Origin of the sequence: Achromobacter sp. HNDS-1, assembly GCF_040084795.1 — a bacterium.
GTDB classification, from domain to species: Bacteria; Pseudomonadota; Gammaproteobacteria; order Burkholderiales; family Burkholderiaceae_B; genus Achromobacter; species Achromobacter ruhlandii.
Window position 1 is genome coordinate 3629889 of record NZ_CP157584.1, and the last position, 25952, is coordinate 3655840.

Genomic DNA, 25952 nt, shown 5'->3' on the forward strand with positions numbered 1-25952 from the left:
TCTTTTCAGGACATGCGATGAAAGCAGACGGTCCAGCCATGAAAACCATTGCGATCCTGTTGCACCCCGGCTTCCAGCTCATGAGCCTGGCGGCCAGCGCCGTCTTCGAGATGGCCAACCGCCAGTGCGGCGAACCGGCCTATCGCGTCGTCCTGGTGTCCGAGCACGGCGGCCCGGTGGCCAGTTCGCTGGGGTTTGCGCAGGACACGCAGAAGCTGGGGCGGCGCACGTTCGACACGTTGATCGTCGCCGGCGACAACACCGGCGAGGGCGCGTCCGAGAGCCTGTTGCGCGCGCTGCGCGGCGCCAGCGAACGGGTGCGCCGTTGCGCCTCGATGTGCACCGGCGCGTTCGTGCTGGCGCAGGCCGGCCTGCTCGACGGCCGCCGCGCCACCACTCACTGGTTCTATGCGCGGCGCCTGCAGCGCGAGTATCCGCGGGTCAAGGTGGACGAGGACCGCATCTTCGTGGCCGACGGCCCGATCTGGACCTCGGCGGGCATGAGCGCCGGCATTGATCTGGCGCTGGCCATGGTGGAGGCGGACCTGGGGGCGGACATGGCGCGCGCGGTCGCGCGCAAGCTGGTGCTGACACAACGCCGGGCGGGCGGACAGTCGCAGTATTCGGCGTTGCTGGAGCTGGATGCGAAGTCCGATCGGGTGCAGACGGCGCTGGCCTACGCCAAGGCCAACCTGAAGGCCGAATTGTCGGTGGACGAGCTGGCGCGCGCCGCGCACCTGAGCCCGCGCCAGTTCAGCCGTGTGTTCCGCCAGGAAACGGGCCAGTCTCCGGCCAAGGCGGTGGAACATCTGCGCCTGGAGGCGGCGCAGGACATGATGCAGTCCGGCCGCCACGCGGCCGAGGTGGTGGCGCGCGAAACCGGCTTTGGCGACCGCGACCGCATGCGCAAGGCTTTTCTGCGCGCGTTCGGCCAGTCGCCGCAGGCGATGCGGCGGTTGCTGCACGCCTGACGACGGCGCCGCGCCGCGGGCCCGCGACGGGCCCGCCCGTTCAGTGCCCGGTGTGCAGCGCCGGGTTCAAGGTGCCCCAGGCGGCCGTGCGCACCAGCGTTTCGACCGCACCGGTCTGCGAATTGCGGCGGAACAGCAGCCCGTGCTGTCCGGCCAGTTCCACGGCCTTGACCACCGCGCCCTCCGGCGTCAGCACGCGCGTGCCGGCGGTGATGTAGCAGCCCGCTTCCACCACGCAGTCGTCGCCCAGCGAAATGCCGATGCCGGAGTTGGCGCCCAGCAGGCAGCGCTTGCCAATGGCCACGACCTGCTTGCCGCCGCCGGACATGGTGCCCATGATGGAGGCGCCGCCGCCGATGTCGGTGCCGTCGTCGACGATAACGCCGGCGCTGATGCGGCCCTCGACCATCGACGCGCCGAGCGTGCCGGCGTTGAAGTTGCAGAAGCCTTCGTGCAGCACGGTGGTGCCGGCCGCCAGGTGCGCGCCGAGCCGCACGCGCGCGGTGTCGGCGATGCGCACGCCAACGGGCACGACGTAGTCGGTCATGCGCGGGATCTTGTCGACGCCGCGGATTTCGAGGATCTGCCCGGTGGCGCGCAGTTGCCAGCGCAGCGCCTCGACCTGGTCGACGGCGCAGGGGCCGGCGGAGGTCCAGGCGACGTTGGCAAGCACGTTGAACAGGCCGTCGAGGTTGGCGCCGTGCGGCCGGATCAGCCGGTGGCTGAGCAGATGCAGGCGCAGGTAGGCGTCGTGCGCGTCGGCGGGCGGCTGGTCGAGCGAGGCGATGGCGGTGCGCACGGCGACGATGTCGACCTTGCGCCGGGTGTCGCGTCCCAGCGAGGTGGGCACGTGCTCGCCGAGCGCGGCGCGGGCTTCTTCGGGCGTCAGGTGCCGGGTTCCGCCCGCCGGCGTCTTGTCGGTCAGGGACGGGCGCGGATACCAGGTATCGAGGACGGTGCCGTCGGCTGCGATCGTGGCCAGGCCGTAGGCGATGGCGCTGGTGGCGGTGGGTGCATGCATGGGCATTCTTGCTGAGCTTCTCCGGCGGATATTCTAGGCGAAGCCGGAGCTGGTCGCGTCTTGCCGGGTAGCACCCGGCGTGGCCAGGACCACGCCGGCCTCGCTGTCTTCAGCGACTGATCGCGGCCGGACCAGTGGTAGCCGTGGCGGCGCTTGCCTGAGCGCTGGGCAGTTTATCTTTCGTCCAGAGGACGAAGGCATTGAGCATGGGGCGGAACATCGGCACATCGAGGCCGTCCCAGTTGAAGGCTTGAACCGAGCTCTTGAACATGGTCTTGCCGGTGCTCGCGTCGATTGCCTGTAATGTACTCTCGAAGTTGTAGCTGCCCTTCCATTGGCTGTCCACATCAATGATAAGAAAATTGCCGATCTGCTTGCTTAGGAGATTCAGCCCCAGCAGATCGGAAACATTCGTCACTTTTTCCTGTAACTGCTTTTCGATGATCATTGGCTCGATCTCGGCTTTAGTCACGACCTGTTCGAATACCTCCATGTTTTTGATGGAGGTCTGGAAGTACGCGACGAATTGCGGATTCGGCCGATCGGCGTTGAACTTGAGGAACGCCATGTGGCGGTAGGCTGGATTGAATGGCTCGGCAACCTGGATATGAGACGGCGTGACGGCGACGGTCGTCGGGAACAAACCGGTTTGAGCGTTGGGCTTGACGGGCTTCAACGTGGTCCCGCATCCGGCGAGACTGAAGAACAGGGCAATCGCGAGCAGGTGGCGCAGCATGGTTTGGCAGGAGGTGAGTGAAAGGGGAGTAATGTATCATTTTATAAAAAATGTAAATACTCCGAAACACGACCCATGTCCGCTTTCTCCGGCTCCCCCATCTGGCCCTGCGTGAGTCTCAAGCCGACCCGGGCGTTTCATTATGCCCAGCCCTCCGCGGCGCCAACCTCCTGGAGACGCCGCGGTAAGGCAGTAGTTAAGCAAGTTCCTTCAACAACAACTCCCAGAACTTCAGGCGCTGTTCCAGCGTCGACACCAGGATGTACTCGTTCAGCGTGTGCGCGCCGTCGCCGTCCGCGCCCAGGCCATCCAGCGTCGGGATCCCCATGGCCGAGGTGAAGTTGGCGTCGCTGCCGCCGCCGGTCATCGGCGCGTCTTCCAGCAGGAAGCCGGCGCGTTCCGCGTAGCCTTGCACCAGCGCCAGCAGCGCGGCGGCTTCCTCGGTCTTCACCATCGGCGGGCGGTTCAGTTCCACGTCGATGTCCAGTTCCACGTCCGGTCCCACCGCGCACAGCTCGCGCATGCGGCGCAGCACGTCTTCGGCCGCGCCCATGTCGGGCACGCGGAAGTCCACCACGCAGCGGCACAGCGCCGGCACGGTGTTGGTGACGGTGCCGCCGGCGATGGTGCCCACGCTCACGGTGATGCCGCGCTCGTAGTCCGTCATCGCTTCCAGCGCCAGCACCTGGTGCGCCATTTCGCGGATCGCGCTGCGGCCCTTCTCGTGCTGCATGCCGGCGTGGGCCGGGCGGCCCTTGACGTTCAGGTTCAGCATGCCGGTGCCCTTGCGCGCCGTCACGCACTTGCCGCCGTTGGGGCGGGCCGGTTCGCACACCAGGGCGTACTTGGCATTGGCGGCGAAGCGTTCGATGTGCGCGCGCGAGGCATGGCTGCCGGTTTCCTCGTCGGGCACCACCAGGAAGTCCACCGGCAGTTGCGTCGCGCCGGGGCGGGCCACGCTGGCCAGCGCCGTCAGCGCCAGGTAGATGCCGGCCTTCATGTCGTAGCTGCCGGGGCCGTAGAGGCGGTCGCCCTCGATGCGCACCGGGTTCTCCAGCAACGTGCCGACCGGATGCACCGTGTCCATGTGCGCCAGGATCAGGATGCCGGGGCGGGTGTCGCCGGGGGCGCGGTTGGTGGCGTACAGCAGCGGGCCGGTGGCGGGACCGAGGGAGGACAGTTCCACCGTCAGACCGGCCGCGGCGGCGTAGTCGGCGATGATGCGGGCCATCGCGGCGATGCCGTCGGGGAAGTTCGAAGGCGATTCGCATTGCAGCCAGCTCTGGATGCCGGCGACGAGTTGTTCAGTGCGGGAAGTGGAGGACATGGCGATTCTGCTAGCGGAAATGAAAGGGAACGTTCAGGCGACCTGCTGGCCGGCCAGGCGGGCCAGTTCGGCGTCGCTCGGCATGCCGCCCTCGAACCACAGGCTGGCGCAGACCGCGGACATGGCGCGGCCGTCGTGGCCGATGCCGGGCACCACCTGCAGCGTCCAGTTGAACGGCACGCCGCGGCGCTCGGCTTCCTTGCGGCCGGCCTCGAAATAGTTGTGGGCGCGGGCGAAGCGGTGCGGGCCCTGGCGCATGGCGGCCGGTTCCGACGGCAGGTTGGGATCGTCGGTGGCGATGTCCTGGTCGCCGGCCAGGATCGTCATCGGGTACGCCAGCAGCTTGACCAGGTGGTCTTCGGTCAGGCCGACGCCGTCCATGCCTTCGGGGAAGGGGTAGTCGAAGGTCGGCAGGGTGTACCAGCCGGGGTTGCCGGCCGTCACGGCCTTGAACGGCGCGTGCGACTGGCTGCTCATCAGGCGGTGCACGAACTGGCCGCCGGCCGAGTGGCCGAACAGGTAGACGTTCTCGCCATCGGTGATCTCGGCCGCGATCATGTCGCGAATCACGTTGCCCACCAGCGCGTAGGTCCAGCCGTCGATGTGGCGCGGATTGCCGCCGGCCGAGAACACGCGGCCATTGTTGTAGCTTTCCACGCCGGGCCAGATCTCGTTGGAGAAGGTCAGCGCCACGATCAGCAGCTTGTGCTTGTCGGCGGCCTCGACCCAGAAGTCGCGGTATTCGTCGCCGTTGCGCAGCACGCCGTGCTGCACGATCACCACCGGGCGATCCGGGGTGTAGCCGTAGGGGCGGTAGGTCTGCAGCTTGAACGGGCGATCGGAATTGCGATCCTCGTCGATATAGGTGATGGCGTTGCGGCCGGCATGGCCCATTTCGATGGCGATGCGGTCCACGTTGGACATGTCAGAGGGTTTCATGGCGTTCAGGCGGTGGCTTCGTTCAGGTGGCAGGCCGACCAGTGGCCCGGAGAGATTTCCTTCAGCGTCGGCGCCTGCTCGCGGCAGCGCGGCATGGCGTGCGGGCAGCGCGGGTTGAAGGTACAGCCCGACGGCGGATTCAGCGGCGACGGGATCTCGCCCTTGATCGGCGTGAACTTGCGGCCGCGGCGCGCCACGTCCGGCACCTCGGCCATCAGGGCCTGGGTGTACGGATGGTTGGCGCGCGCGAAGATCTCGGCCGAGGTCGAGATCTCGACGATCTTGCCCAGGTACATGATAGCCACGCGATCCGAGATGTGGCGCACCACGCCCAGGTCGTGGCTGATGAAGAGGTAGGTGAAACCGTGCTGCTCGCGCAGGTCCATGAACAGGTTGATCACCTGCGCCTGGATCGACACGTCCAGCGCCGCCACCGGTTCGTCGCACACCAGGAACTTGGGCGCCACCATCAGCGCGCGGGCGATGCCGATGCGCTGGCGCTGGCCGCCCGAAATCTGGTGCGGGAAGCGATCGCGGTACTCGGTGTCCAGGCCGACTTCCTTCAGGGCCTGGTCGATGCGCGCGGGAATCTCGGCCGGCGGCGCCAGCTTGTGCACCTTGAGCGATTCGCCCAGGATCTGGCGCAGGCGCTGGCGCGGGTTGAGCGAGGCCTGCGGATCCTGGAAGATCATCTGCACGCCCAGTGTGTAGGCCAGCTTGTCGGCGCCGCGCAGTCGACGCGCGTCCTGGCCCTGGTAGAGCAGGTCGCCTTCGGTCTGGTGGTGCAGGCCGGCAACGACGCGGCCCAGGGTGGACTTGCCGCAGCCGGACTCGCCCACCAGGCCGACGACTTCGCCGCGGCCGATGCGCAGGTCAACGCCGTTGACGGCGTACACGGTGCGGCGGTCGATCGGGCGGCCGCCCAGGGCCAGGATGCGCTGGGCCAGGTCGGGACGCTGTTCGAAGCGCTTGTGGACGTTCCTGAGCTCGATGACGGGGGTATCGGCTTGACTCATGCTTGCTCGGCCTCGCGGGCGATCGGGACGTAACAGCGATAGCTGCGCGAACCTTCGGTGGTAACGGTGGGGGCTTGTTCGGTGCAGCGCGTGACCGCGTGGGTGCAGCGCGGCCGGAAGGCACAGCCCGACGGGCGGCCGGCCAGGCTGGGCGCCATGCCGTTGATCTGGTGCAGGCGCGCGCCCGGGGTGGTGGCGCCGGGCATCGAGTCCAGCAGGCCGCGGGTGTACGGATGGCGCGGCGCGTCCAGCACCTGTTCGACCGGGCCGCTCTCGACGATGCGGCCGGCGTACATGACCGCGACGCGGTCGGCCAGCTCGGCCACCACGCCCAGGTCGTGGGTGATCCAGATCAGCGCCGTATTGTGCTCGCGGCAGATCTCCTGCATGCGGTACAGGATCTGGCCCTGGATGGTCACGTCCAGCGCCGTGGTCGGCTCGTCGCAGATGATCAGGTCCGGCTTGTTGAGCATGGCGATGGCGATCGCCACGCGCTGGCGCATGCCGCCCGAGAACTCGTGCGGGTAGCTCTTCAGGCGCTTCTCCGGCGACGGAATGCCGACCATGGCCAGCGCCTCGCGGCAGCGTTCCAGCGCTTCGGCGCGCGGCACGTCCTCGTGCGTCAGGATGGCTTCCATCATCTGCTCGCCGATGCGCAGCACCGGGTTGAGCGTCATCAGCGGGTCCTGGAAGATCATGGCGATGCGGTTGCCGCGCAACTGGCGCATCTGCTCTTCGGAGAGCTTGCGCAGGTCGTTGCCCTTGAACTTCACTTCGCCGTCGACGACTTCCCCGGGCGGATCGATCAGGCCCAGCAGCGAGAAGCCGGTGACCGACTTGCCCGAGCCGGACTCGCCGACCAGGCCCACGATCTCGCCGCGGCGCACGGTCAGGTCGACGCCGTCGACCGCCAGCCAGGCGCCGGCCTCGGTATGGAATGCGGTGCGCAGGCCGCGCACTTCTAGAAGCGTGTCACTCATATCATTTGTCCATTGCGCCAGCCGCCAAGCAGGCGGGAGGCCTTGCCCAATCGGGATGCCGCGGAGCCGGCTCCGCCGGTCCGCTGGCATGCCCCCTTGAGGGGGGAGCGCGAAGCGCTTCGGGGGTGGGTCATTTCCTCGGATCCAGGCTTTCGCGCAGGCGGTCGCCCACGATGTTGATAGAGAGAATCAGCAGCAACAGCGCAATGCCCGGGAACAGGCTGATCCAGTAGTCGCCCGACAGCAGGTACTGGAAGCCGTTGGAGATCAGCAGGCCCAGCGACGGTTCGGTGATCGGCACGCCGACGCCCAGGAACGACAGCGTCGCCTCCAGCGCGATGGCGGTGGCGATCTGGATGGTGGCGAACACCATGACCGGGCCCAGGCAGTTTGGCAGCAGGTGGAACACCATGATGCGCCAGGCCGGGAAGCCCAGGTTGGCGGCGGCCTCGACGTACTCCTTGCGCCGCTCCTGCAGCGCGCGGCTGCGCATGATGCGGGCATAGTGGCCCCACTGCACCAGCACCAGCGCCAGGATCACCTTGTCGACCCCGCGCCCCAGCACCACCAGCAGCACCAGCGCCACCAGGATGGTCGGGAAACCCAGGATGAAGTCGACGATGCGCATCAGCACGGTGTCGACCAGGCCGCCGACGTAGGCGGCCACCAGGCCGACCGCGCCGCCCACGGCGGTGGCAAGCACCACGGCCGACAGGCCCACCATCAGGCTGATGCGCAGGCCGTAGAGAATGGCGCTGAGCATGTCGCGGCCCTGGTCGTCGGTGCCGAGCCAGGCGATGCTGCCGTCCATCAGCGCCTGGCGCGGCGCCAGCCGGCCGTCCATCAGCGACAGGTTGGCCAGATCATAGGGATTCTGCGGCGCGAAGTAGGGCGCGAACACCACCAGCAGCACCAGGATGGCCAGCGCGATGACCGAGCCGCGCACGGTCGGGCGGGCCCGCAGTTTCTTCAGGATCGAGGCGCGCTTGGGCGTATCGGCCAGGGGCTGGACGGTACGGGTGCGGCCGGTATTGGGAGATTGAGCCATGACGATTATTGAGCAGGGGTCACGAGCTGCACGCGCGGATCGAGCGCGGCGTACAGGATGTCCACAACCAGGTTGATGACCACGAAGATCAGGGTGACCAGCATCACGTACGCGACCACCACGGGCCGGTCGAGCTGGTAGACGCTGTCGATGAGTAGCTTGCCCATGCCGGGCCACGCGAACACGGTCTCGGTGATGGTGGAATAGGCGATCAGGCTGCCGAATTCCATGCCGATGACAGTGACCACCGGGATCAGGATGTTGCGCAGGATGTGGCGGCGCACGATGCGGCCGGGCTTGATGCCCTTGGCGCGCGCGAACTTCACGTAGTCCTGGCTGCGGGCCTCGACCACGCCGGAGGCGGTCAGGCGCAGCACCAGCGCGATGTTGGCCAGCGCCAGGTTGATGGCCGGCATGATCAGGTGCGACCAGCCGTCGGCCGTCAGGATCGACAGGCGCACGCCCAGCACCGTCACGGTGTCGCCGCGGCCGGTGGCGGGCAGCCAGCCGAGCCACACCGCGAACAGCAGGATCAGCATCATGCCCTGCCAGAAGTTGGGCAGCGAGAAGCCCAGCACCGACGACGCCATGATGCCGCGGCCCAGGGGCTCATCGCGGTACAGGCCGGCCACCAGGCCCAGCGGAATGCCGATCACACAGGTCAGGCCGATGGCCACGATCACCAGCTCGAAGGTGGCGGGGATGCGCTGCACGATCAGCTCGATGGCCGGGATGCCGTGCACGAACGACGTGCCCAGGTCGCCGTGCAGCGCGCGCCACAGGAATCCTGTGTATTGCTGCCACACGGGCAGGTCCAGGCCGAGGCGGGCGATCATCGCCTCGCGCGCCGCCTGGCTGGCTTCGGGGCTGACCAGCAGTTCGATCGGGTCGCCCACGGCATACACCGCGAAGAAGACCACGACCGAGACGGCCAGCAGCACGAACAGACTTTGGATCAGTCTGCGTAGGATGAAAAGGGCCACGTGATATTTCCTTGGTGGGCTCGGGGTTGCAGGCGCCGGAAACGGCGATCTTAATTAGCGGGCTTGGCCGACATGGCCAGGGTGTATTGGTCGGCGCGGCCTTCGTAAGTCAGGCCCTTGCGGAACGCCCAGATGCTGCTTTCGAAATGCAGCGGAATGCTGGGCAGGTCGGCCAGCGCCAGGGTCAGGGACTCCTGCAGCAGCTTTTCGCGCACCGCCGGATCGACGGTGGTCAGGGCGCGCTTGAAGACCTTGTCGAAGGCCGGATTGTCATAGCCGCCGTAGTTGCTGGTGCCCAGGCCGTGTTCCTTGTCGAAGGCGCTGACCCAGTACTGCAGGAACGACGAGGCCTCGCCGGTTTCCGACGACCAGCCGCCCATGGCGAAGCTGAACTCGCGCTTGGCGCGCTTGGGGAAGTAGACCGAGCGCGTCATGGCATCCACGGTCGTCTTGATGCCCACGCGCGACAGATATTGGGCCACGGCCTGCGAGATCTGCGCGTCGTTGATGTAGCGGTCGTTGGTCGACGAGATGGTCAGCTCGAAGCCGTCCGGGTAGCCGGCCTCGGCCAGCAGCTTTTTGGCGGCGGCCGGATCGTACTTCAGTTCTGGCGGCGGCTGCAGCGTGCCGAACATGCCGTCGGGCAGGAACTGGTTGGCCGGGGTGGCGGCGCCGTCCATGATGCGGGCGGTAATGGCCTTGCGGTCGATCGCCATCGAGATGGCGCGGCGCACGCGCACGTCCTGCAGCGGGTTCTTGCCGTCGGCGGCGCGCACCATCGGGCTGGGGCTGCGCGCCACGTCGAACTGGAAGTACACCACCCGCACCGACGGCGTGATGACGTAGCCGAAGCCCGGCGTTTCCGAGATGCGCTTGACGTCGCGCGCGGCGGGGTTCTCGATCAGGTCGAAGTCGCCGGCCAGGAGGCCGGTCAGGCGCGGGCCGGCGGCCGGCACCGGGATCAGCCGCACGTTCGGCCAGGCCGGTTTGTCGCCCCAGTAGGCGTCGTTGCGCGCCAGCTCGATGGCGCTGCCCTTGACGTACGACTTGAGCGTGTACGGGCCGGTGCCGATGGCGGATTTGCCGCTGTTGAAGTCGCTGATGGTGGGCCAGGGGCCGGTCACGCCGCAACCATTCTTGGGATCGAAGCGGATCGGCCCATGCTCGACGATGCCGCTCCACAGCATGGCGTTGCGGGTCAGGTCGTTGGGCAGCAGCGGGTAGGGCAGGTGGGTCTTGATGACCAGCACGTTGCCGTCGCGCACGTCGATGCTGGCCAGCTTCTGCACCACGCTCAGGTACGAGCCGCCGATCGACTGCTCGTTGTGGAACGCGCGGCACAGCGTGAAGATCACGTCCTGGGGCGTGAACGGCTGGCCATTGGAGAACTTCACGCCGTCGCGCAGCGTGAATTCCCAGGTGGTGTCGTCCACCGCCTTCCAGGCGGTCGCCAGCCGCGGCACCAGATTCATCTTGGCGTCCTGGCCGATCAGCGTCTCGAAGATGTGCGAGGTCATCGCGTCGTTGGGCGTGACCTGGTGGTAGTGCGGGTCCATCGCCGTGGGTTCGGACGACAGGCCGATCCGCAGCGTCTGCGGGGCCGACTGGGCCTGGGCCATGGCGCCAGCGGCCAGGGCGGCCGCCAGCGTACAGGTCGATAACGCGCTGCGGATGAAAACGTTTGCGGACATGCTGCTTCCCTTGGTGGTTTTTTTATATGAGGCGGCGCGCCAGCAAGGGCGCGCCGCGCGATGCATCAAACGATCGGTTGCGCCAGCCGCACCACCGTCACCCCGGCCCGCAGGTTGGCGGTCGACGGCATGATCAGGACGCAGTTGTCGTACGGCGTGGTCACGGCCTCGCCCTCGGACCAGCCGATGACGGTGCCGGCGCGCGCCAGCGTCTCCAGGCCCTTCCAGGGCTCGGCGAAACGGAAGTCGGCGCTCTTGGCGGCGATCGCGTGGGTCACGCGCAGCGCGCGCTGGGCGCTGGCCTGGGGGGCGAACCAGGCGGCGGGCAGGTCGGCCTCGTCCACGGTGCCGGCCGCCACCAGGAAACGCGCCATCTGGTCGACCGCCACGCCGCGCGCCTCGGGCGCGCCATGGAAGCCGCATTCGATCAGCAGCGAACGGGTGCCGTTGTCGCCGGCCTCGCCGAAACGGCCGTAGTCGCGCATGCGCACGCCGGCGGCATGGCCGGCGTCGGCGATGATCGTGGCGGGGTTGCCCAGCGACAGGGCCAGGTCGATGTTGCGCTGTTCCATGCCGGTCAGCTGCAGCGGCACATCGGAATTGCTCATCGAGTGGAAGTCCAGCAGCCAGTCGGCCTGCGCCACCCACGGGCGCAGGGCGGCAGCGCGGCGGCGTTCCTGGCTGATGGGCTGGGCCAGCTTGTCGTCGCTCCAGACGCGGTTCATGTCTTCATCGACGAAGCGCGCCGGCGCGTAGTTGGCGGGGTCGAAGCGGTCGAACGCGGCCAGGTTGCAGAACGCCAGCGTCAGCGAACCACGGCGCGGCCGCAGGCCGGCCGCCAGCGCATCCTTCAGGGCCCAGGCGCCGCACAGCTCGTTGCCGTGGACCAGGGCGCTGAGCATCACGCGCTTGCCCGGCACGCCGGAGTCGAAATGCCAGACGCCGGGGGTATCCGTGTTGCCCACGCGCTCGGCCGCCAGATCCGGACAGGCGAGCAAAAAGGGGCGCGGACGGGACGCGGTAGGGGACGAGGACATGGGAACTCCGATCAAGCGAGGGGGATTGTATAAGGGATGGCGCCCGAAGGCGGTCAGGTGGCGGTCAGGCGCTCGCGTTGCGCGGCCACGGCCGCGCCCTGTTCGCCCAGGTCCCAGAACAGGCCGGCCATCACCGCCGCGCCTTCGCGCGCCACGGAGGCGAGCAGGTGTTCGTCGGGGCCATGCTGGCAACAGGCGGGATAGGAATGCGGCACCCAGATGGTGGGCAGCCCCAACACTTCCGAGAAAGCGTCGTTGGGCACGGTGCCGCCCAGGTTCGGCAGCAGCGCGGGCGTCTTGCCGGTGGTGGCGGCCAGCGAGGCCACGGCCCAGCGCGCCCACGGATCGTCCGGGTCCAGCCGGGTGGCCGGCGTGCCGCGCCGCACGCGAACCTGGACCTGCCGCAGGCCCTGCGCGTCCAGGTGCTGGCGCAGGATGCCCTCGGCCTGGCGCCAGTCGGTGCCGACCACGAAGCGCAGGTTGCAGGTGGCGCTGGCGCGAGGCGGAATCGCGCCCACCGGGTTGTCGGGGTTGCCGGTCTTGTAGGCCAGCACTTCCAGCGTGTTCCAGCCGAACAGGCGCTCGGCCAGCGACAGGCCGGGCTCGCCCCAGTCCGGGTCGATCTCGGGGGCGTCGTCGTCCTGTCCGACCTGGATGTCCGCCAGCGCCTGGCGCACGGCGGGCGGAATCGCCGGCGGACGCAGGCCGTCGACCAGCAATCGGCCGCGCGCATCCACCAGGCTGGCCAGCGCGTGCGCCAGGATGAGGCCGGGATTGGGCAGCACGCCGCCCCAGTTGCCGGAGTGGTGGGCGTGGCCGCGCAGGTCCACCGTCAGGTCGAACAGCAGCGTGCCGCGCGACCCCAGGAACAGCGTCGGCAGGTCGGCCGCCAGCCGCGGCCCGTCGGAGGCGATAAAGACATCCGCCGCCAGCGACTCGCGCCACGCGGCGCAGGCCTGGTGCAGGCCGGGCGAGCCGACTTCCTCGCCGCATTCCACCAGCATGCGCAGGTTGAAGCCCAGGCGCCCGCCGCGTTCGGCCCGGACCTGCTCCAGCGCGGTCATGTTGACGCAGTACTGTCCCTTGTTGTCGGCGGCGCCGCGGCCGTACCAGCGATCGCCCTCGGCCGTCAGGCGCCACGGCGCCAGGCCGGCGCGCCATTGCTCGTCATAGCCGCGCACCACGTCGCCGTGGGCGTACATCAGCACGGCGGGCAGGGCCGGGTCCTCGATGCGCTCGGCCAGCAGGAACGGCGGACCGCCGGCGACGGGGTTGTCCTCCACGCGCCAGGAACAGCCCAGCGCTTCCAGGCGCGGCGCGACCGCCGCGCGCAGGTAGTCGTAGAGCGCGGCGCGCTGGTCCGGGTTCTGGCTTTCGGTGCGGTGCGCGACCAGCTCCGCCAGATCGCGCTGCAAGGCGCCGCTATCTGCATATGCGACCGCGCGGCCGATGGCGGCGGCGCGGCTGGCGCTCGTGACTGCTGCTGGCACGGACTTCCCCTTGTCTGGCAGGGCGCGTCATTGCGCACCCTGCTGAATCGTTGCGCAAATTCTAGGATCAGGGAAGCTTTCTCTACAATTAGAATATTTATCGGAAGCTTTGCAAAAAAGGCAAAGCTATTTTCATCGGCGTCAGGCCCCAGCGAGGGGGAAACATGCACGGCATCGCCCTGCGTTACTTTGTCGAGGTCGCCCAGGCGGGCAGCCTGAGCGGGGCGTCCGAACGCCTGCACGTGGCGGTGTCCGCCATCAGCCGCCAGATCGCCAAGCTGGAGGAAGAAGCGGGCGCGCCGCTGTTCGAGCGCGCCGCGCGCGGCATGGTGCTGAGCGAGGCCGGCCGGCTGCTGCTGGCCCACGCGCGGCGCACGCTGCTGGAATCGGATTCGGTGCTGCAGGAGATCGCCGCGCTCAAGGGCATGGCGCGCAACGAGATCCGCATGGCGGCGGTCGAGGGCGTGGCGCGCATCTTCCTGCCGTCGGCCATGGCGCGCTTTCGCCGCGACTGGCCCGAGGCGCGCTTCGATCTGCATGTGGGCACGCCGGCCGATGTCGCCCGCCGCGTCGCCGAAGGCAGCGTCGAACTGGGCATGACCTTCAACGTCGAACGGCTCAGCGGCGTCAGCGTGCGCTATTCGCGGCGCGCGCCGGTGCACGCCGTCATGGCCGCGGGCCACCCGCTGGCCGGCCGCAAGAGCGTCAGCCTGCAGGACCTGGGCCGCTACCCGCTGGCGCTGACCGGCCCTGGCACCACCACCCGCCATCTGTTCGAGATGGGCTGCCTGCTGGAATCGGTGCAGCTCGAACCGACCTTTACCTGCAATGATTCCTCGCCGCTGCATGGCTTCGTGTTTGGTTCCGACGCCATCATGCTCAGCGGCTACATCTCGGTGGCCTGGAGCCTCAAGCGCGACGAGCTGGTGGCGGTGCCGATCTCCAACGCCCAGTTGCAGTCGCGCACCTTGCAGTTGCACGTCATGCAGGGGCGCCAGCTGCCGCCCAAGACGGAAGCCTTCATCGACCTGTTGTCGCGCGAGCTGGACGTGCTGCTGGCGCAAGGGCCGGGCGCCTGAGACCGCCACGGCCGCCCGGTGGGGACGCGACGCGCATCCAAAGAAAAACGGCTGCCCGAAGGCAGCCGTTTTCCTGTCGCGCGCGCCGGATTACTTGGCGTCGGGCTTGACCGAGGTGGCCAGCGTGAACTGGTCGCGTCGGCCTTCATAGGAGATGCCCTTGCGGAAGGCCCAGATGCTGCTTTCGAAGTGCAGCGGAATCAGCGGCACGTTGTCCAGCGCGATCTGGGTGGCTTCCTGCAGCAGCTTCTCGCGCTTGGGCGCGTCGACGGTGACGATGGCCTGCTTGTAGACCTTGTCGAAGTCGGCGTTGGTGAAGCCGCCGTAGTTGCTGGTGCCCAGGCTGTTGGGCGAGTCGAGCGAGGCGACCCACAGCTGGAACAGCGCCGAGGCTTCGCCCGTTTCCGCCGGCCAGCCGCCCATCGAGAAGCTGAACTCGCGCTTGGCGCGCTTGGGGAAGTAGATCGAGGCGGTCATGGCGTCGACGTTGGTCTTGATGCCGACGCGGGCCAGGTACTGGGCCACGGCCTGCGCCACCTGGCCGTCATTGACGTAGCGGTCGTTGGTCGACGACAGCGTCAGCTCGAAGCCGTTGGGGTAGCCGGCTTCGGCCAGCAGCTTCTTGGCGCCTTCCGGGTCGTACTTGATTTCCGGGGCCTTGGGCAGCGCGCCGAACATGCCGTCGGGCATGTACTGGTAGGCCGGGGTGGCCATGCCGTCCATGATGCGGGCGGTGATGGTCTTGCGGTCGATGGCCATCGAAATCGCGCGGCGCACGCGCAGGTCCTGCAGCGGGTTCTTGCCGTCGGCGCTCTTGACGAACGGGCTCGGGTTGCGCGCCACGTCGGGCTGGAAGAACACCAGGCGGGTCGAGGGCGTGGCCACGAAACCGAACTTGGGGTTGTCCTTCAGGCGCTGCAGGTCGCGCGCGGCGGGGTTCTCGATCATGTCGAAGTCGCCCGACAGCAGGCCGGTCAGGCGCGGGCCGGCGGCCGGCACCGGCACGAACTTCACTTCCTTCCAGTAGGGCTTCGGGCCCCAGTAGTTCTCGTTGCGCACCAGCTCGATGCCGGTGCCCTTGACGTAGGACTTCAGGGTGTACGGGCCGGTGCCGATGGCGTCCTTGCCGTTGTTGAAGTCGGCCACCGTCGGCCAGGCGCCGGTCACGCCGCAACCCTTCTTCGGGTCGAACGTCAGCTTGCCGTGCTCGACGATGCCGTTCCAGATGATCGGCAGCGAGCGCGCCATTTCGGCGGGCATCAGCGGGAAGGGGGCGCCGGTCTTGATGATGACGGTGTGCGCATCCGGCGTCTGCACGTCGGTGATCAGCTTGGTCGTGTCCATGTAGGACTGCGACACGTTGGTCTCGTTGTTCAGCGTGCGGCAGATCGTGAACAGCACGTCTTCGGACGTGAACGGCTTGCCATTGGAGAACTTGACGTCGTCGCGCAGCTTGAATTCCCAGGTCAGGTCGTCGAGGTTCTTCCAGGACGTGGCCAGCGCGGGCACCAGCTTCATGTCGGCACTGCGACCCACCAGCGAACTGTAGACGTGCGCGGAGAACGCGTCGTTCTGCGTCATCTTGTGGTAGTGGGGGTCGGCCGAGGTGGGTTCGGCGGACAGGCCGATCTTCAGCGTCTGGGCCTGGGCAGCGGCCAAGGGAATGGCGGCGGCCACAAGGGCCAGGGTGGTGCGCAACTTCATGGTGACAACTCCGGATGGGGAACGAACCGGATCGTGCTGGCGGGGGGAAACAGCGGCGGGGCCAACCGGGGGAACGCAACGTCGGCCGGGGGGCTTGCGGTGTTTTTGGCGCCAGGCACGACGGCAAGGGGCCGATTATCGATAGGGGCTTCGCGCGCTGTCAATGCGCGCCGGGCCGGCGTCAGGGTAAACGCCGAGAGGGGGAATAGCGGGCGAAGCCGTGCGAAAAATGCCGATCGCCCCAGTTCGAGGCGGTCCCGCTTCGGGACGGCTTCGCACTGGGGCGATCGAGTATTGCGTCGTGGAGGGCGTCGCGGGGGCCCCGCAAGTGGGGCCGGCGCGGCGCGATGGCGCCCGGTGATGAAGACCCGGGCGCCGGGTCCGATGCAGCGGGCGCCGCGTGGGCGGCGGGCGTCGCACCGGCAGCGTGCCAGGCTGAATCGCGGGAGATCGGTCGCGACTCAGGCCGGCACGGCTGGTCTTACCACTGCGAACCGGAGAAGCGCGAGCTGGCGGCGCGGGCCTTGTTCATCGACTCGTTGACTTCGTCGATGAAGGCGAACACGCCAGCAACGGCGGCGGCGATCGCCTTGCCAGCCTTCTTCAGGTTGGTCAGCGGGTGGGAATTCGGTTGGTTCTCGAGGGCGCCGCGGAGCAGGTCGCGCTCCAGCGCGTCGGTCAGGCGGGCAGTGTGGTTCAGGGTCAGTTCGCTCATGGTTTTCTCCAGTCCGTTTCGTCTTGGGGTAAACCATTATAGGGATAACCCTAAATCAAAAGCAACGCGTTTTTAGGGGAAAACCCTAGTATGTTGTAAAAATGTTTTTGCCCCCAGGGACTTAGGCGGTCGGCCCGCCGTTGCGCAGTCCCCGGGCGGCGTCCGCCAGTTCGCCTGCAGTCAGCCCGATCGGCCCGATGCCCCGGGCCACCAGGGCGTCGGCCGCCGCGCCGTGCAGCCAGACCGCGCCGGCCACGGCTTGCGCCAGCGGCAGGCGCTGGGCCAGCAGCGAGCCCAGGATGCCGGCCAATACGTCCCCGGTTCCGGCCGTGGCCAGGCCGGGGTTGCCGCTGGTATTGCGCCACCAGGTGCCGTCCGGCGCGCAGACCACGGTGCCCGCGCCCTTCAGGACCACCCAGGCGCCGAAGCGCCGCGCCAGCGCCTGGGCGGCGGCGGGGCGGTCGGCCTGGATGCCGGGGGTGTCCAGGCCGAGCAGCCGGCCGGCCTCGGCCGGGTGAGGGGTCAGCACCACCGGGCCGTCGCCCCAGTTGGGCTGGATGCCGCCGTTGGCCAGCAGGTTCAGGCCGTCGGCGTCCAGCACCAGCGGCGCGCCATGGCGCAACACGAACAGCTCGGACAGGGCGTTGGCCGCGCCCGGGCCGGCGCCGATGCCGCACCCGGCAACCCAGGCGGTCACGCCCCAGTCCGTGTCGAGCAGCGAGCGCGCGTCGCGCAGCATCAGTTCGGGTTGCAGCGGATCGCAGGGCAGCGGCGCCGCGTCCTGGGCGAAGCCCACCAGCACCTTGCCGGCGCCGGTCTTGAGCGCGGCGCGCGCGGCCAGCAGCGCCGCGCCTTCCATGCCGCGCCCGCCGCCCACCACGCCAACGGTGCCGAAACTGCCCTTGTGGGTGTCCGGATCGCGCACGGCGAACAACGCCGGCAGGTCGTCGCGGCGGATCTCGCCGGCAAAGGAGGGGGCGGGGGTGTTCATGGGCTGAGGCTCCGGGATCGGCGGCGGGCGCTGGGGATGGGGCTATCCACTATAGTGCCCCAAAACGCGCGGCCTTCCGCCCGCGCCACCGGAGACGACGATGACCGATATCACGCTGGAACACTATTCCGCCTACGAGTCCCTCAAGCTGCGCCGCCATCCCAATGGCGTGCTGGAGCTGATCATGGGGTCCAAGGACGGCAAGCCGGGCAAGCTGTCCACCGCCGACGACCGCATGCACCGCGAGCTGGCCGACATCTGGCGCGATATCGACACCGACCCCGACACCCGCGTGGTGGTGATCCGCGGCGAGGGCAAGGGTTTCTCGGGCGGCGGCGACCTGGACCTGGTGCAGCAGATGGCGGACGACTTCGACGTGCGCACCCGCGTCTGGCGCGAGGCGCGCGACCTGGTCTACAACATCATCAACTGCAGCAAGCCGATCGTGTCGGCGATGCACGGCGCCGCCGTGGGCGCGGGGCTGGTGGCCGGCTTGCTGGCCGACATCTCGATCGCCGCGCGCGACGCCCGCATCATCGACGGCCACACCCGCCTGGGCGTCACCGCCGGCGACCATGCCGCCATCGTCTGGCCGCTGCTGTGCGGCATGGCGCGCGCCAAGTACTACCTGATGCTGTGCGAAACCGTGAGCGGCGAAGAGGCCGAGCGCATCGGCCTGGTGTCGCTGTGCGTGGACGAGGCCGAGTTGATCGGCCGCGCTTTCGAGGTGGCCAACCGCCTGGCGGCGGGCTCGCAGACCGCGATCCGCTGGACCAAGTATTCACTGAACAACTGGCTGCGCATGGCCGGCCCGACCTTCGATACGTCGCTGGCGCTGGAGTTCATGGGATTTGGCGGCCCGGACGTGCGCGAAGGCGTGCAGTCGCTGCGCGAGCGGCGGGCGCCGAACTTCCGGCCCGACTCGCCCTTCTGACAAGGACGGCTGCCGGCCGCGTCCGGCCCCGCGCCGGGCGGGATCTGGCCAAGCGTCCCGGCCCAGGCGTCGCATGCGGCGGCGCGGGCGCGCAAGGCGCCCGGCCGTGCCGGATTCACTTCTTGAAGAACGCCGCGAACGCCGCCTGCGCCTCTTCCGTCTGCAGGCGGGCGCGGAACTGCTGCGCCTCGTAATCGAGCGTGTCCTGGATCGCCTGCCGGTCCGGGCGCTTGAGCATGGCCTTGGTCAGCCGCAGCGCGGCCGGCGGTTGTTTCGCCAGGCTGGCGGCGGTGGCCTGCGCGGCCGCCAGGGCGCCGCCCTTGGCGGTGACCGCGGTGGCCAGGCCGGCCTCGCACGCTTCCCGTGCCGAGAACGCCTTGCCCTGCAACAGCCATTCGGCGGCCCGGCGGGCGCCGGCCAGGCGCGGCATCAGCAGGCTGGACGCGCCCTCCGGGCACAGGCCCAGCGCTACGAACGGCATGCGCAGGGTGGCGCCTTCGCCGATGTAGACGAAGTCGCAATGCTGCAGCAGCGTCACGCCGATGCCGATGGCGTAGCCCTCGACGGCGGCGATGACCGGCACGTCGGCCTGCGTCAGCGCGCGCAGGAAGGTCAGGCCGGCGCTGTCGCCGGCGCCGCGTTCGGCCTGGAAATCGCGCAGGTCGTTGCCGGCAGTGAAGTGTTCGCCGGCCCCGGCCAGGATCACCGCCGACACGCCGGTGTCGGCGCTGGCCAGCGCGATCTGTTCGGTCAGCGCCGTGTAGGTGGCCGTGTCGAGGGCGTTGCGGCGGTCCTGGCGGTCGATCACCAGCGTCAGCACCGCGCCGTCGCGCGTGACCCGCAGCCCGGCGCTCATGCGAAGGTCCTGGCGGCCAGTTGCGTCTTGGCCTCGGCGTATTCGCGGCGCAGCGTGTCGACGATCTGGCGCGTCGGCTGCACGCTGCCGATGTTGCCCACGCCCTGGCCCGCGCCCCAGATGTCCTTCCACGGCTTGACGCGGCTGGAGCCGAAATTGGAGGCGCTGCTGTCCGGCTGCGGCAGGTTGGCCGGATCGAGGCCGGCGGCGCTGATGCTGGCCTTCAGGTAGTTGCCGGGGATGCCGGTGAAGAACGGGGTGTAGAGGATGTCGGCGGCGCTGGCCTCGACGATGGCGGCCTTGTAGCCCTCGCTGGCGTTGGCTTCCTCGCTGGCGATGAAGCGCGTGCCCATGTAGGCGAAGTCCACGCCCATGGCGAGCGCGGCCAGCACCTGGGCGCCGGAGGTGATGGCGCCCGACAGGATCAGCGGGCCATCGTAGAAGCGGCGCACCTCGGACACCAGCGCGAACGGGCTGAGCGTGCCGGCATGGCCGCCCGCGCCCGCGCACACCAGGATCAGGCCGTCCACGCCCGCTTCCAGCGCCTTTTCGGCGTGGCGGATGGTGGTGACGTCGTGGAACACCTTGCCGCCCCAGTCGTGGATGCCTTTGACCAGGTCGCCGGGGGCGCGCAGGCTGGTGATGATCAGCGGCACGCGATGGCTGGCGCACACAGCCAGGTCCTGGTCGAGCCGGTCGTTGGACTGGTGGATGATCTGGTTGACGGCGTAGGGCGCGACGGCGGCGCCGGGGTTGGCCTCGCGGTACGAGGCCAGGCCGGCCTGGATCTCGTCCAGCCAGTCGGTCAGCAGGCTCTGCGGACGCGCGTTCAGCGCCGGAAACGAACCGACGATGCCGCTCGTGCATTGGGCGACGACCAGCTTCGGGTTGGACACGATGAACATGGGGGCGCTGATGACCGGCAGGGACATCTGGCCATACAGATCTGTCACTAGGGAGTGGGGCATAACGGCGTCACGTGTGGTTTCGGGTTGAGCGCCCAAGCCGCGCTTGCATGGCGGAAAGGGATGTGCCTACAATTACCTACCGACCGTCCGGTAATTAATTAATCTTTATTTAACGGCAAGCGTCGAACCGCTGTCAATGGAACGGAACCGCCCGTGGTCCGGCATTGCCTGCCTCGACGCCGCCTTACCAGGTTCCCTCATGGCGACTTCCGCAGCCCCCGCCACCAAACGCGCCCGCGCCGGCCGACCGCCAACGCTGGCGGCCCCGCGCGAACGCATCCTGGCCGAAGCCGCCAAGCTGTTCGCGCGCAGCGGCTACGACGGCAGTTCGGTGTCGGACCTGGCCGCCGCCATTGGCGTGTCCAAGGCCGCCATCTATCACTACTTCACCACCAAGCAGGACATCTACGACGCCATCATCCTGGCGGTGCTCAATGGCCTGAACCAGAGCGTCGGCCAGGACGTGGCGCGCGCCGAGGGCGGCGCCGCCCGCCTGCGCGCCTTCATGGTCGGCCACGCCCGCTATTTCGAGCAGCACCACGCCGAGTTCGTCACCATGCTGATCGGCTATTCCGGCATGGCGCTGCCCGAGCGCGAGGACGCCGCCCGGCTGCGCGACGGCTACGAGAAGCGCCTGCGCGACCTGATCGCGCAGGGCGTGGCCGAGGGCGCGTTCCGGCCGCTGGACGTGCCCGCCACCGGCCGCGCCGTGCTGTCGATGCTGAACTGGATGGTGCGCTGGTACAAGCCCGGCCAGGGCGACAGCGCCGAGACCATCGCCGCCGGCTATTTCGATTTACTGGTTGGCGGCATGCGCCCCTGAGCGCCGCCGCCCCGCACTCCCGAGAGACTGACATCATGGCCCTGGATACCGAAACCCTGACCCTGTTGCTGGACGCCGTGCGCCGCTTCGTGCACGAACGCCTGATTCCCGCCGAGGACGAACTGGCCGCCAGCGGCCAGGTGCCGCCGGACATCGTCGCCGAAATGCGCGAGCTGGGCCTGTTCGGCCTGTCGATCTCGCCCGACCACGGCGGCCTGGGCCTGACGATGGAAGAAGAAGTGAAGGTGGTGTTCGAACTGGGCCAGACCTCGCCCGCGTTCCGTTCGCTGGCCGGCACCAACATCGGCATCGGCTCGCAGGCCATCGTGCTGGCCGGCACGGACGAACAGCGCGCCCGTTACCTGCCGCGCCTGGCCAGCGGCGAACTGATCGGCTCGTTCGCGCTGACCGAACCCGATGCCGGCTCCGACGCCATGGCGCTGCGCCTGTCGGCCGAACGCGACGGCGACCATTACGTGCTCAACGGCACCAAGCGCTACATCACCAACGCGCCCATCGCCGGCCTGTTCTCGGTGATGGCGCGCACCGCGCCCGAACGCCGCGCCAATTCCATTTCGTGCTTCCTGGTCGAAGCCGGCACGCCCGGCCTCATCATCGGCAAGCCCGACAAGAAAATGGGCCAGGCCGGCGCGCTCACCAGCGACGTGGTGTTCGACAACTGCCGCGTCCCCGCCTCGGCCCTGCTGGGCGGCGAGGAAGGCAATGGTTTCCGCACCTCGATGCGCGTGCTCGACAAGGGCCGCCTTCACATCTCGGCCCTGTGCGTCGGCATCGCCGACCGCCTGCTGCGCGACGCCGTCAAGTACGCCACCGAACGCAAGCAGTTCGGCCAGCCCATCGCCGAGTTCCAGCTGATCCAGGCCATGATCGCCGACAGCCAGGCCGAACTCTACGCCGCCCGCTGCATGGTCCTGGACGCCGCCCGCCTGCGCGACCGCGGCGAGAACACCACCATGCAGGCCGCCTGCTGCAAGCTCTACGCCACCGAAATGGTCGGCCGCGTCGCCGACCGCGCCGTCCAGATCCACGGCGGCGCCGGCTACATGTCCGAATACGCCGTGGAACGCTTCTACCGCGACGTGCGCCTCTTCCGCATCTTCGAAGGCACCTCGCAAATCCAGCAACTGGTCATCGCCCGCGAGGTCATCAAGGCCAACAGTTAAGCAGGGAGAAGGTGTGGCGGGCATCCACCCGCCACCCCCGATGCCGACACCTCAACACTGGAGCAATAGGGCAGGGCGCCATGCCTCGTGTGCCGCCAGGCGCTCATGCAACGTGAAGGTCCTCCACCCCCGCGCAGCGTCATCACCCAACCGCAAAACAGCATGTAAGCCAAAGAAGGCTGCCCGCGCAGCCGCCTTTGGCGGGCCCCGCACTACCTCTCCACCCCCCCGATGGTCGCCATCAAAATGCCAAGCAAACCGTCCGCCCCAGCACCCGCCATGAACCTTCAGCGCAGCCCTTTGCGGTGTGGCGTGGGGAATGGGGGGCGTGTAGATGCGCCCGACGGAATCCGAAGGAGTCGCCGCAGGCGAGGACGAGGATGAGTAAGGGGCAGTCCGGAGCGAACGCTCCTGACCGCAATCGTAGCCCCCCATTCCCCACGCCACACCGCAAAGGGCGTCTAAAGAACCCACCCGCGTCCCCCCAAAACGACCACCCCAACACACCCAAGCCCCCACCGGCTAATATCCCCACTGACCTAATACTCTTTGGCGAAAAGATAAAAGATGTCGCAACGTCCCGCTCCCCTGACAGGCATCCGCGTCCTGGACCTGACCCGCGTTCTCGCCGGCCCCTGGTGCACCCAGAACCTGGCCGACCTCGGCGCCGAAGTCATCAAGATCGAGCGCCCCGGCGCCGGTGACGACACCCGCGCCTGGGGCCCCCCGTACCTGAAGGACGCGGCCGGCAACGACACCACCGAAGCCGCCTACTACCTCTCGGCCAACCGCAACAAGTTCTCCGTCGCCCTCGACATCGCCTCGCCGCGCGGCGCCGAACTGGTGCGCGAACTGGCCCTGCAGAGCGACATCCTGGTCGAGAACTTCAAGGTCGGCGGCCTGGCCAAGTACGGCCTGGACTACGCCAGCCTCAAGGAAGCGAACCCGCGCCTGATCTACTGCTCGATCACCGGCTTCGGCCAGACCGGTCCGTACGCCAGCCGCCCGGGTTATGACTTCATGATCCAGGGCATGGGCGGCCTGATGAGCATCACCGGCGAGCGCGACGACCTGCCCGGCGGCGGCCCGCAGAAAGCGGGCGTGGCCGTGGCCGACCTGATGACCGGCATGTACTCCACCGTCGGCATCCTGGCCGCGCTGCACGAGCGCTCGGTCAGCGGCCTGGGCCAGCACATCGACATGGCGCTGCTGGATTGCCAGGTCGCCATGCTGGCGAACCAGAACCTGAACTTCATGACCTCCGGCAACGCGCCGCGCCGGGCCGGCAACGCGCACCAGAACCTGGTGCCGTACCAGGTATTCGCCGCCAGCGACGGCCACCTGATCGTCGCGGTCGGCAACGACAGCCAGTTCCGCAACTACTGCGGCGCCATCGGCCTGCCCGAGCTGTCGGCCGATCCGCGTTTTTCCACCAACCCGCAGCGCGTCAAGAACCGCGAGGCGCTGGTGCCGCTGCTGGCCGAACGCATGGCCACCGGCGCGCGCGATCACTGGCTCGCCTCGCTCGAGGCCGTGGGCGTGCCGGCCGGCCCGATCAATACGCTCGACCAGGTCTACGAAGACCCGCAGGTGCTGGCGCGCGGCATGAAGCGCGAATTGCCGCATCCGACCGCGGGCACCGTGCCGATGGCCGCCAGTCCGCTGAAGTTCTCGGGCAGCCCGGTCGAATATCGCCGCGCGCCGCCCATGCTGGGCGAACACACCGCGCAGGTGCTGGCCGAAAAGCTCGGGCTGTCGGCCGCGGAAATCCAGGCGCTGGCGCAAAGCCCGTCCTGATCCGCGCGCGCCATCCCGTCGCCGCGCTGGGCGCGGCGCACACACCATTCCAATGACAGGCAGGAGAAGTTGATGACGGAGATTCAAACCATCGGCGTCGTGGGCGCCGGGGCCATGGGGCGGGGCATCGCCCAGATCGCGGCGCAGGCCGGCCTGCGCGTGCGCCTGTACGACACCAGCGCCGACGCCGTGGCCGCCGCGCGCGAGTCGCTGCGCCAGACCTGGGACAAGCTGGCCGAGAAGGGCAAGCTGACCGCCGCCGACGCGCAGGCCGCGCTGGCGCGCGTCGAGTCCGCCACGGCGCTGACCGACATGTCGCAATGCCAGTTGGTGGTCGAAGCCATTGTCGAGCGCCTGGACGTCAAGCGCGACCTGTTCGCCGCCCTGGAGGGCGTGGTGGCCGACGACTGCATCCTGGCCTCGAACACCTCGTCGCTGTCGATCACCGCCATCGCCGCGGCTTGCAAGCTGCCGCAGCGCGTCGCGGGCTATCACTTCTTCAACCCGGTGGCGCTGATGAAGGTGGTCGAGGTCATCGACGGCCTGCGCAGCGCGCCCGAGACCGGCGACGCGCTGGCCGAACTGGCGCGCCGCATGGGCCACACGCCGGTGCGCGCCAAGGACATGCCCGGCTTCATCGTCAACCACGCCGGTCGCGGCATGAACACCGAAGGCCTGCGCGTGGCGCAGGAATCGGTGGCGAGCTTCGCGCAGGTGGATGCCATCATGCGCGAGCAGGCCGGTTTCCGCATGGGCCCGTTCGAGCTGCTGGACCTGACCGCGCTGGACGTCTCGCATCCGGTGATGGAATCCATCTACCGCCAGTTCTTCGACGAACCGCGCTTCCGTCCGTCGCCCATCACCACCGTGCGCCTGGCCGGCGGCCTGATCGGCCGCAAGGCCGGCGAGGGCTTCTACAAGTATGTGGACGGCCAGAAGCAGGTGCCGGCCGAGCCGCCCGTGCCGGCGCTGCCGCAAGGCCTGAAGGTCTGGGTCAGCCCGCGCCACGCGGAAGGTTACGCGCGCGCCACCGCGCTACTGGAAAAGCTGGGCGCGCCGCTGGTGTCCGGCGCCACGCCGGCGGCCGATGCGCTCATCATCGTCACGCCGTTCGGTGAAGACGTATCCACCACGGTGTCGGCGCAAGGGCTGGATCCGGCGCGCTGCGTCGGCCTCGATACGCTGCACGCGTTCGACAAGGCCAAGCGCCGCACCCTGATGGTGTCGCCGGGAACCGACGCCAAATGGCGCGATGCCGCGCACGCGGTGCTGGCCGGCGACGGCGTGCCGGTGTCGGTGGTCGAGGATTCTCCCGGCTTCGTCGCGCAGCGCATCGTGGCCATGATTGTCAACATCGCCGCCGATATCGCGCAACAGCAGATCGCCACCCCCGAGGACATCGACCGCGCCGTGACGCTGGGCCTGGGGTATCCGGTGGGCCCGCTGGCCCTGGGCGACGCGCTGGGCGCGGAGCGCATCCTGGAGATCCTGAAGAACATCCAGCGCGTCACCGGCGATCCGCGCTATCGTCCCAGCCTGTGGCTGCAACGCCGCGTGCAGCTGGGCATGTCGCTGCTCAAGACCTCGGCCGCCGACTGACGGCGCGGCCCCAAACAAAAAGCCCCTCGATGCATCGAGGGGCTTTTTTTTCGACCGGCGCGG

Annotated in this window: 23 protein-coding genes; 7 read left to right on the forward strand and 16 right to left on the reverse strand. The window is 68.6% G+C overall.

What is annotated here, in order from left to right; translation table 11 throughout:
• The first annotated feature begins 38 nt into the window (after window positions 1-38).
• Window positions 39-971: a GlxA family transcriptional regulator gene (locus ABFG95_RS16830; protein ID WP_348994801.1), complete on the forward strand. Its 933-nt coding sequence runs from the start codon at window positions 39-41 to the stop codon at window positions 969-971.
• 40 nt (window positions 972-1011) lie between these two features.
• Here the strand turns inward: ABFG95_RS16830 and dapD are convergent, their stop codons facing one another.
• From dapD to ABFG95_RS16885, 11 genes are all read right to left on the reverse strand, one after another.
• Complete coding sequence (gene dapD, locus ABFG95_RS16835; RefSeq protein WP_100508989.1) at window positions 1012-1992, reverse strand: 2,3,4,5-tetrahydropyridine-2,6-dicarboxylate N-succinyltransferase; 981 nt, start codon at window positions 1990-1992, stop codon at window positions 1012-1014.
• Window positions 1993-2101: 109 nt separating this feature from the next.
• A complete protein-coding gene (locus ABFG95_RS16840) occupies window positions 2102-2728 on the reverse strand; it encodes a hypothetical protein (protein WP_100508988.1) in 627 nt (208 codons plus the stop codon).
• A 196-nt stretch (window positions 2729-2924) separates the two neighbouring features.
• Window positions 2925-4055, reverse strand: coding sequence for a M20 family metallopeptidase (locus ABFG95_RS16845; RefSeq protein WP_238909767.1), 1131 nt, complete (start codon window positions 4053-4055; stop codon window positions 2925-2927).
• Window positions 4056-4088: 33 nt separating this feature from the next.
• Complete coding sequence (locus ABFG95_RS16850) at window positions 4089-4994, reverse strand: hydrolase (RefSeq protein ID WP_026385153.1); 906 nt, start codon at window positions 4992-4994, stop codon at window positions 4089-4091.
• Between the two features lie 5 nt (window positions 4995-4999).
• On the reverse strand, window positions 5000-6010 hold the full coding sequence (locus ABFG95_RS16855; RefSeq protein ID WP_278992571.1) for an ABC transporter ATP-binding protein: 1011 nt from the start codon (window positions 6008-6010) through the stop codon (window positions 5000-5002).
• Window positions 6007-6990 carry an ABC transporter ATP-binding protein gene (locus tag ABFG95_RS16860; RefSeq protein WP_049070854.1) on the reverse strand — a complete coding sequence of 328 codons (984 nt, stop codon included), beginning with the start codon at window positions 6988-6990 and terminating at the stop codon, window positions 6007-6009. The genes ABFG95_RS16855 and ABFG95_RS16860 overlap by 4 nt, the downstream gene beginning before the upstream one ends.
• A 130-nt stretch (window positions 6991-7120) precedes the next feature.
• Window positions 7121-8038: an ABC transporter permease gene (locus ABFG95_RS16865; RefSeq protein WP_026385154.1), complete on the reverse strand. Its 918-nt coding sequence runs from the start codon at window positions 8036-8038 to the stop codon at window positions 7121-7123.
• 5 nt (window positions 8039-8043) lie between these two features.
• A complete protein-coding gene (locus ABFG95_RS16870; protein ID WP_006392551.1) occupies window positions 8044-9021 on the reverse strand; it encodes an ABC transporter permease in 978 nt (325 codons plus the stop codon).
• 50 nt (window positions 9022-9071) lie between these two features.
• On the reverse strand, window positions 9072-10712 hold the full coding sequence (locus tag ABFG95_RS16875; protein WP_049070855.1) for an ABC transporter substrate-binding protein: 1641 nt from the start codon (window positions 10710-10712) through the stop codon (window positions 9072-9074).
• 65 nt (window positions 10713-10777) lie between these two features.
• A complete protein-coding gene (locus tag ABFG95_RS16880; protein ID WP_049070857.1) occupies window positions 10778-11749 on the reverse strand; it encodes a succinylglutamate desuccinylase/aspartoacylase family protein in 972 nt (323 codons plus the stop codon).
• A 53-nt stretch (window positions 11750-11802) separates the two neighbouring features.
• On the reverse strand, window positions 11803-13239 hold the full coding sequence (locus ABFG95_RS16885) for a M20 family metallopeptidase (RefSeq protein WP_278992570.1): 1437 nt from the start codon (window positions 13237-13239) through the stop codon (window positions 11803-11805).
• A 164-nt stretch (window positions 13240-13403) separates the two neighbouring features.
• Between ABFG95_RS16885 and ABFG95_RS16890 the strand changes: the two genes are divergently transcribed.
• Window positions 13404-14318 (forward strand): LysR family transcriptional regulator, encoded by a 915-nt coding sequence (locus ABFG95_RS16890; protein WP_049070861.1) that lies wholly within the window; start codon window positions 13404-13406, stop codon window positions 14316-14318.
• A 90-nt stretch (window positions 14319-14408) separates the two neighbouring features.
• On the opposite strand, the gene ABFG95_RS16895 is transcribed toward ABFG95_RS16890, so the two are convergent.
• The 3 genes from ABFG95_RS16895 to ABFG95_RS16905 all read right to left on the reverse strand — a co-directional run bounded on the left by ABFG95_RS16895 (window position 14409) and on the right by ABFG95_RS16905 (window position 17728).
• Window positions 14409-16022, reverse strand: a complete 1614-nt coding sequence (locus ABFG95_RS16895; protein ID WP_054433099.1) for an ABC transporter substrate-binding protein — start codon at window positions 16020-16022, stop codon at window positions 14409-14411.
• A 481-nt stretch (window positions 16023-16503) separates the two neighbouring features.
• On the reverse strand, window positions 16504-16737 hold the full coding sequence (locus ABFG95_RS16900; protein WP_049070864.1) for a hypothetical protein: 234 nt from the start codon (window positions 16735-16737) through the stop codon (window positions 16504-16506).
• 121 nt (window positions 16738-16858) lie between these two features.
• Entirely contained in the window at window positions 16859-17728 is an 870-nt protein-coding gene (locus ABFG95_RS16905) for an NAD(P)H-hydrate dehydratase (protein ID WP_059269108.1), read from the reverse strand.
• Window positions 17729-17828: 100 nt separating this feature from the next.
• Between ABFG95_RS16905 and ABFG95_RS16910 the strand changes: the two genes are divergently transcribed.
• Window positions 17829-18662, forward strand: coding sequence for an enoyl-CoA hydratase/isomerase family protein (locus tag ABFG95_RS16910; protein WP_006392559.1), 834 nt, complete (start codon window positions 17829-17831; stop codon window positions 18660-18662).
• A gap of 115 nt (window positions 18663-18777) precedes the next feature.
• Here the strand turns inward: ABFG95_RS16910 and ABFG95_RS16915 are convergent, their stop codons facing one another.
• Together ABFG95_RS16915 and ABFG95_RS16920 are read right to left on the reverse strand one after the other, a co-directional pair.
• Entirely contained in the window at window positions 18778-19518 is a 741-nt protein-coding gene (locus ABFG95_RS16915; protein ID WP_049070868.1) for an enoyl-CoA hydratase-related protein, read from the reverse strand.
• On the reverse strand, window positions 19515-20486 hold the full coding sequence (locus tag ABFG95_RS16920) for a nitronate monooxygenase family protein (RefSeq protein WP_278992567.1): 972 nt from the start codon (window positions 20484-20486) through the stop codon (window positions 19515-19517). The genes ABFG95_RS16915 and ABFG95_RS16920 overlap by 4 nt, the downstream gene beginning before the upstream one ends.
• A 199-nt stretch (window positions 20487-20685) precedes the next feature.
• Between ABFG95_RS16920 and ABFG95_RS16925 the strand changes: the two genes are divergently transcribed.
• From ABFG95_RS16925 to ABFG95_RS16940, 4 genes are all read left to right on the forward strand, one after another.
• Complete coding sequence (locus ABFG95_RS16925) at window positions 20686-21309, forward strand: TetR/AcrR family transcriptional regulator (RefSeq protein ID WP_020925435.1); 624 nt, start codon at window positions 20686-20688, stop codon at window positions 21307-21309.
• Window positions 21310-21344: 35 nt separating this feature from the next.
• Complete coding sequence (locus ABFG95_RS16930) at window positions 21345-22493, forward strand: acyl-CoA dehydrogenase family protein (protein ID WP_006386797.1); 1149 nt, start codon at window positions 21345-21347, stop codon at window positions 22491-22493.
• Between the two features lie 567 nt (window positions 22494-23060).
• Window positions 23061-24290, forward strand: coding sequence for a CaiB/BaiF CoA-transferase family protein (locus ABFG95_RS16935; protein WP_054503595.1), 1230 nt, complete (start codon window positions 23061-23063; stop codon window positions 24288-24290).
• A 12-nt stretch (window positions 24291-24302) separates the two neighbouring features.
• The gene (locus ABFG95_RS16940; protein ID WP_341461528.1) at window positions 24303-25889 is read left to right on the forward strand and encodes a 3-hydroxyacyl-CoA dehydrogenase; all 1587 of its coding nucleotides are present in this window, start codon (window positions 24303-24305) and stop codon (window positions 25887-25889) included.
• Window positions 25890-25952: the final 63 nt, after the last annotated feature.

Bases quoted from the DNA above. Each gene is read 5' to 3' on its own strand.
- ABFG95_RS16860 (WP_049070854.1), bottom strand. From the start codon at position 6,990: ATGAGTGACACGCTTCTAGAAGTGCGCGGCCTGCGCACCGCATTCCAT.
- ABFG95_RS16855 (WP_278992571.1), bottom strand. From the start codon at position 6,010: ATGAGTCAAGCCGATACCCCCGTCATCGAGCTCAGGAACGTCCACAAG.
- ABFG95_RS16840 (WP_100508988.1), bottom strand. From the start codon at position 2,728: ATGCTGCGCCACCTGCTCGCGATTGCCCTGTTCTTCAGTCTCGCCGGA.
- ABFG95_RS16880 (WP_049070857.1), bottom strand. From the start codon at position 11,749: ATGTCCTCGTCCCCTACCGCGTCCCGTCCGCGCCCCTTTTTGCTCGCC.
- ABFG95_RS16850 (WP_026385153.1), bottom strand. From the start codon at position 4,994: ATGAAACCCTCTGACATGTCCAACGTGGACCGCATCGCCATCGAAATG.
- ABFG95_RS16895 (WP_054433099.1), bottom strand. From the start codon at position 16,022: ATGAAGTTGCGCACCACCCTGGCCCTTGTGGCCGCCGCCATTCCCTTG.
- ABFG95_RS16865 (WP_026385154.1), bottom strand. From the start codon at position 8,038: ATGGCTCAATCTCCCAATACCGGCCGCACCCGTACCGTCCAGCCCCTG.
- ABFG95_RS16830 (WP_348994801.1), top strand. From the start codon at position 39: ATGAAAACCATTGCGATCCTGTTGCACCCCGGCTTCCAGCTCATGAGC.
- ABFG95_RS16905 (WP_059269108.1), bottom strand. From the start codon at position 17,728: ATGAACACCCCCGCCCCCTCCTTTGCCGGCGAGATCCGCCGCGACGAC.
- ABFG95_RS16900 (WP_049070864.1), bottom strand. From the start codon at position 16,737: ATGAGCGAACTGACCCTGAACCACACTGCCCGCCTGACCGACGCGCTG.
- ABFG95_RS16910 (WP_006392559.1), top strand. From the start codon at position 17,829: ATGACCGATATCACGCTGGAACACTATTCCGCCTACGAGTCCCTCAAG.
- ABFG95_RS16925 (WP_020925435.1), top strand. From the start codon at position 20,686: ATGGCGACTTCCGCAGCCCCCGCCACCAAACGCGCCCGCGCCGGCCGA.
- ABFG95_RS16845 (WP_238909767.1), bottom strand. From the start codon at position 4,055: ATGTCCTCCACTTCCCGCACTGAACAACTCGTCGCCGGCATCCAGAGC.
- ABFG95_RS16915 (WP_049070868.1), bottom strand. From the start codon at position 19,518: ATGAGCGCCGGGCTGCGGGTCACGCGCGACGGCGCGGTGCTGACGCTG.
- ABFG95_RS16935 (WP_054503595.1), top strand. From the start codon at position 23,061: ATGTCGCAACGTCCCGCTCCCCTGACAGGCATCCGCGTCCTGGACCTG.
- ABFG95_RS16890 (WP_049070861.1), top strand. From the start codon at position 13,404: ATGCACGGCATCGCCCTGCGTTACTTTGTCGAGGTCGCCCAGGCGGGC.
- ABFG95_RS16875 (WP_049070855.1), bottom strand. From the start codon at position 10,712: ATGTCCGCAAACGTTTTCATCCGCAGCGCGTTATCGACCTGTACGCTG.
- dapD (WP_100508989.1), bottom strand. From the start codon at position 1,992: ATGCATGCACCCACCGCCACCAGCGCCATCGCCTACGGCCTGGCCACG.
- ABFG95_RS16930 (WP_006386797.1), top strand. From the start codon at position 21,345: ATGGCCCTGGATACCGAAACCCTGACCCTGTTGCTGGACGCCGTGCGC.
- ABFG95_RS16920 (WP_278992567.1), bottom strand. From the start codon at position 20,486: ATGCCCCACTCCCTAGTGACAGATCTGTATGGCCAGATGTCCCTGCCG.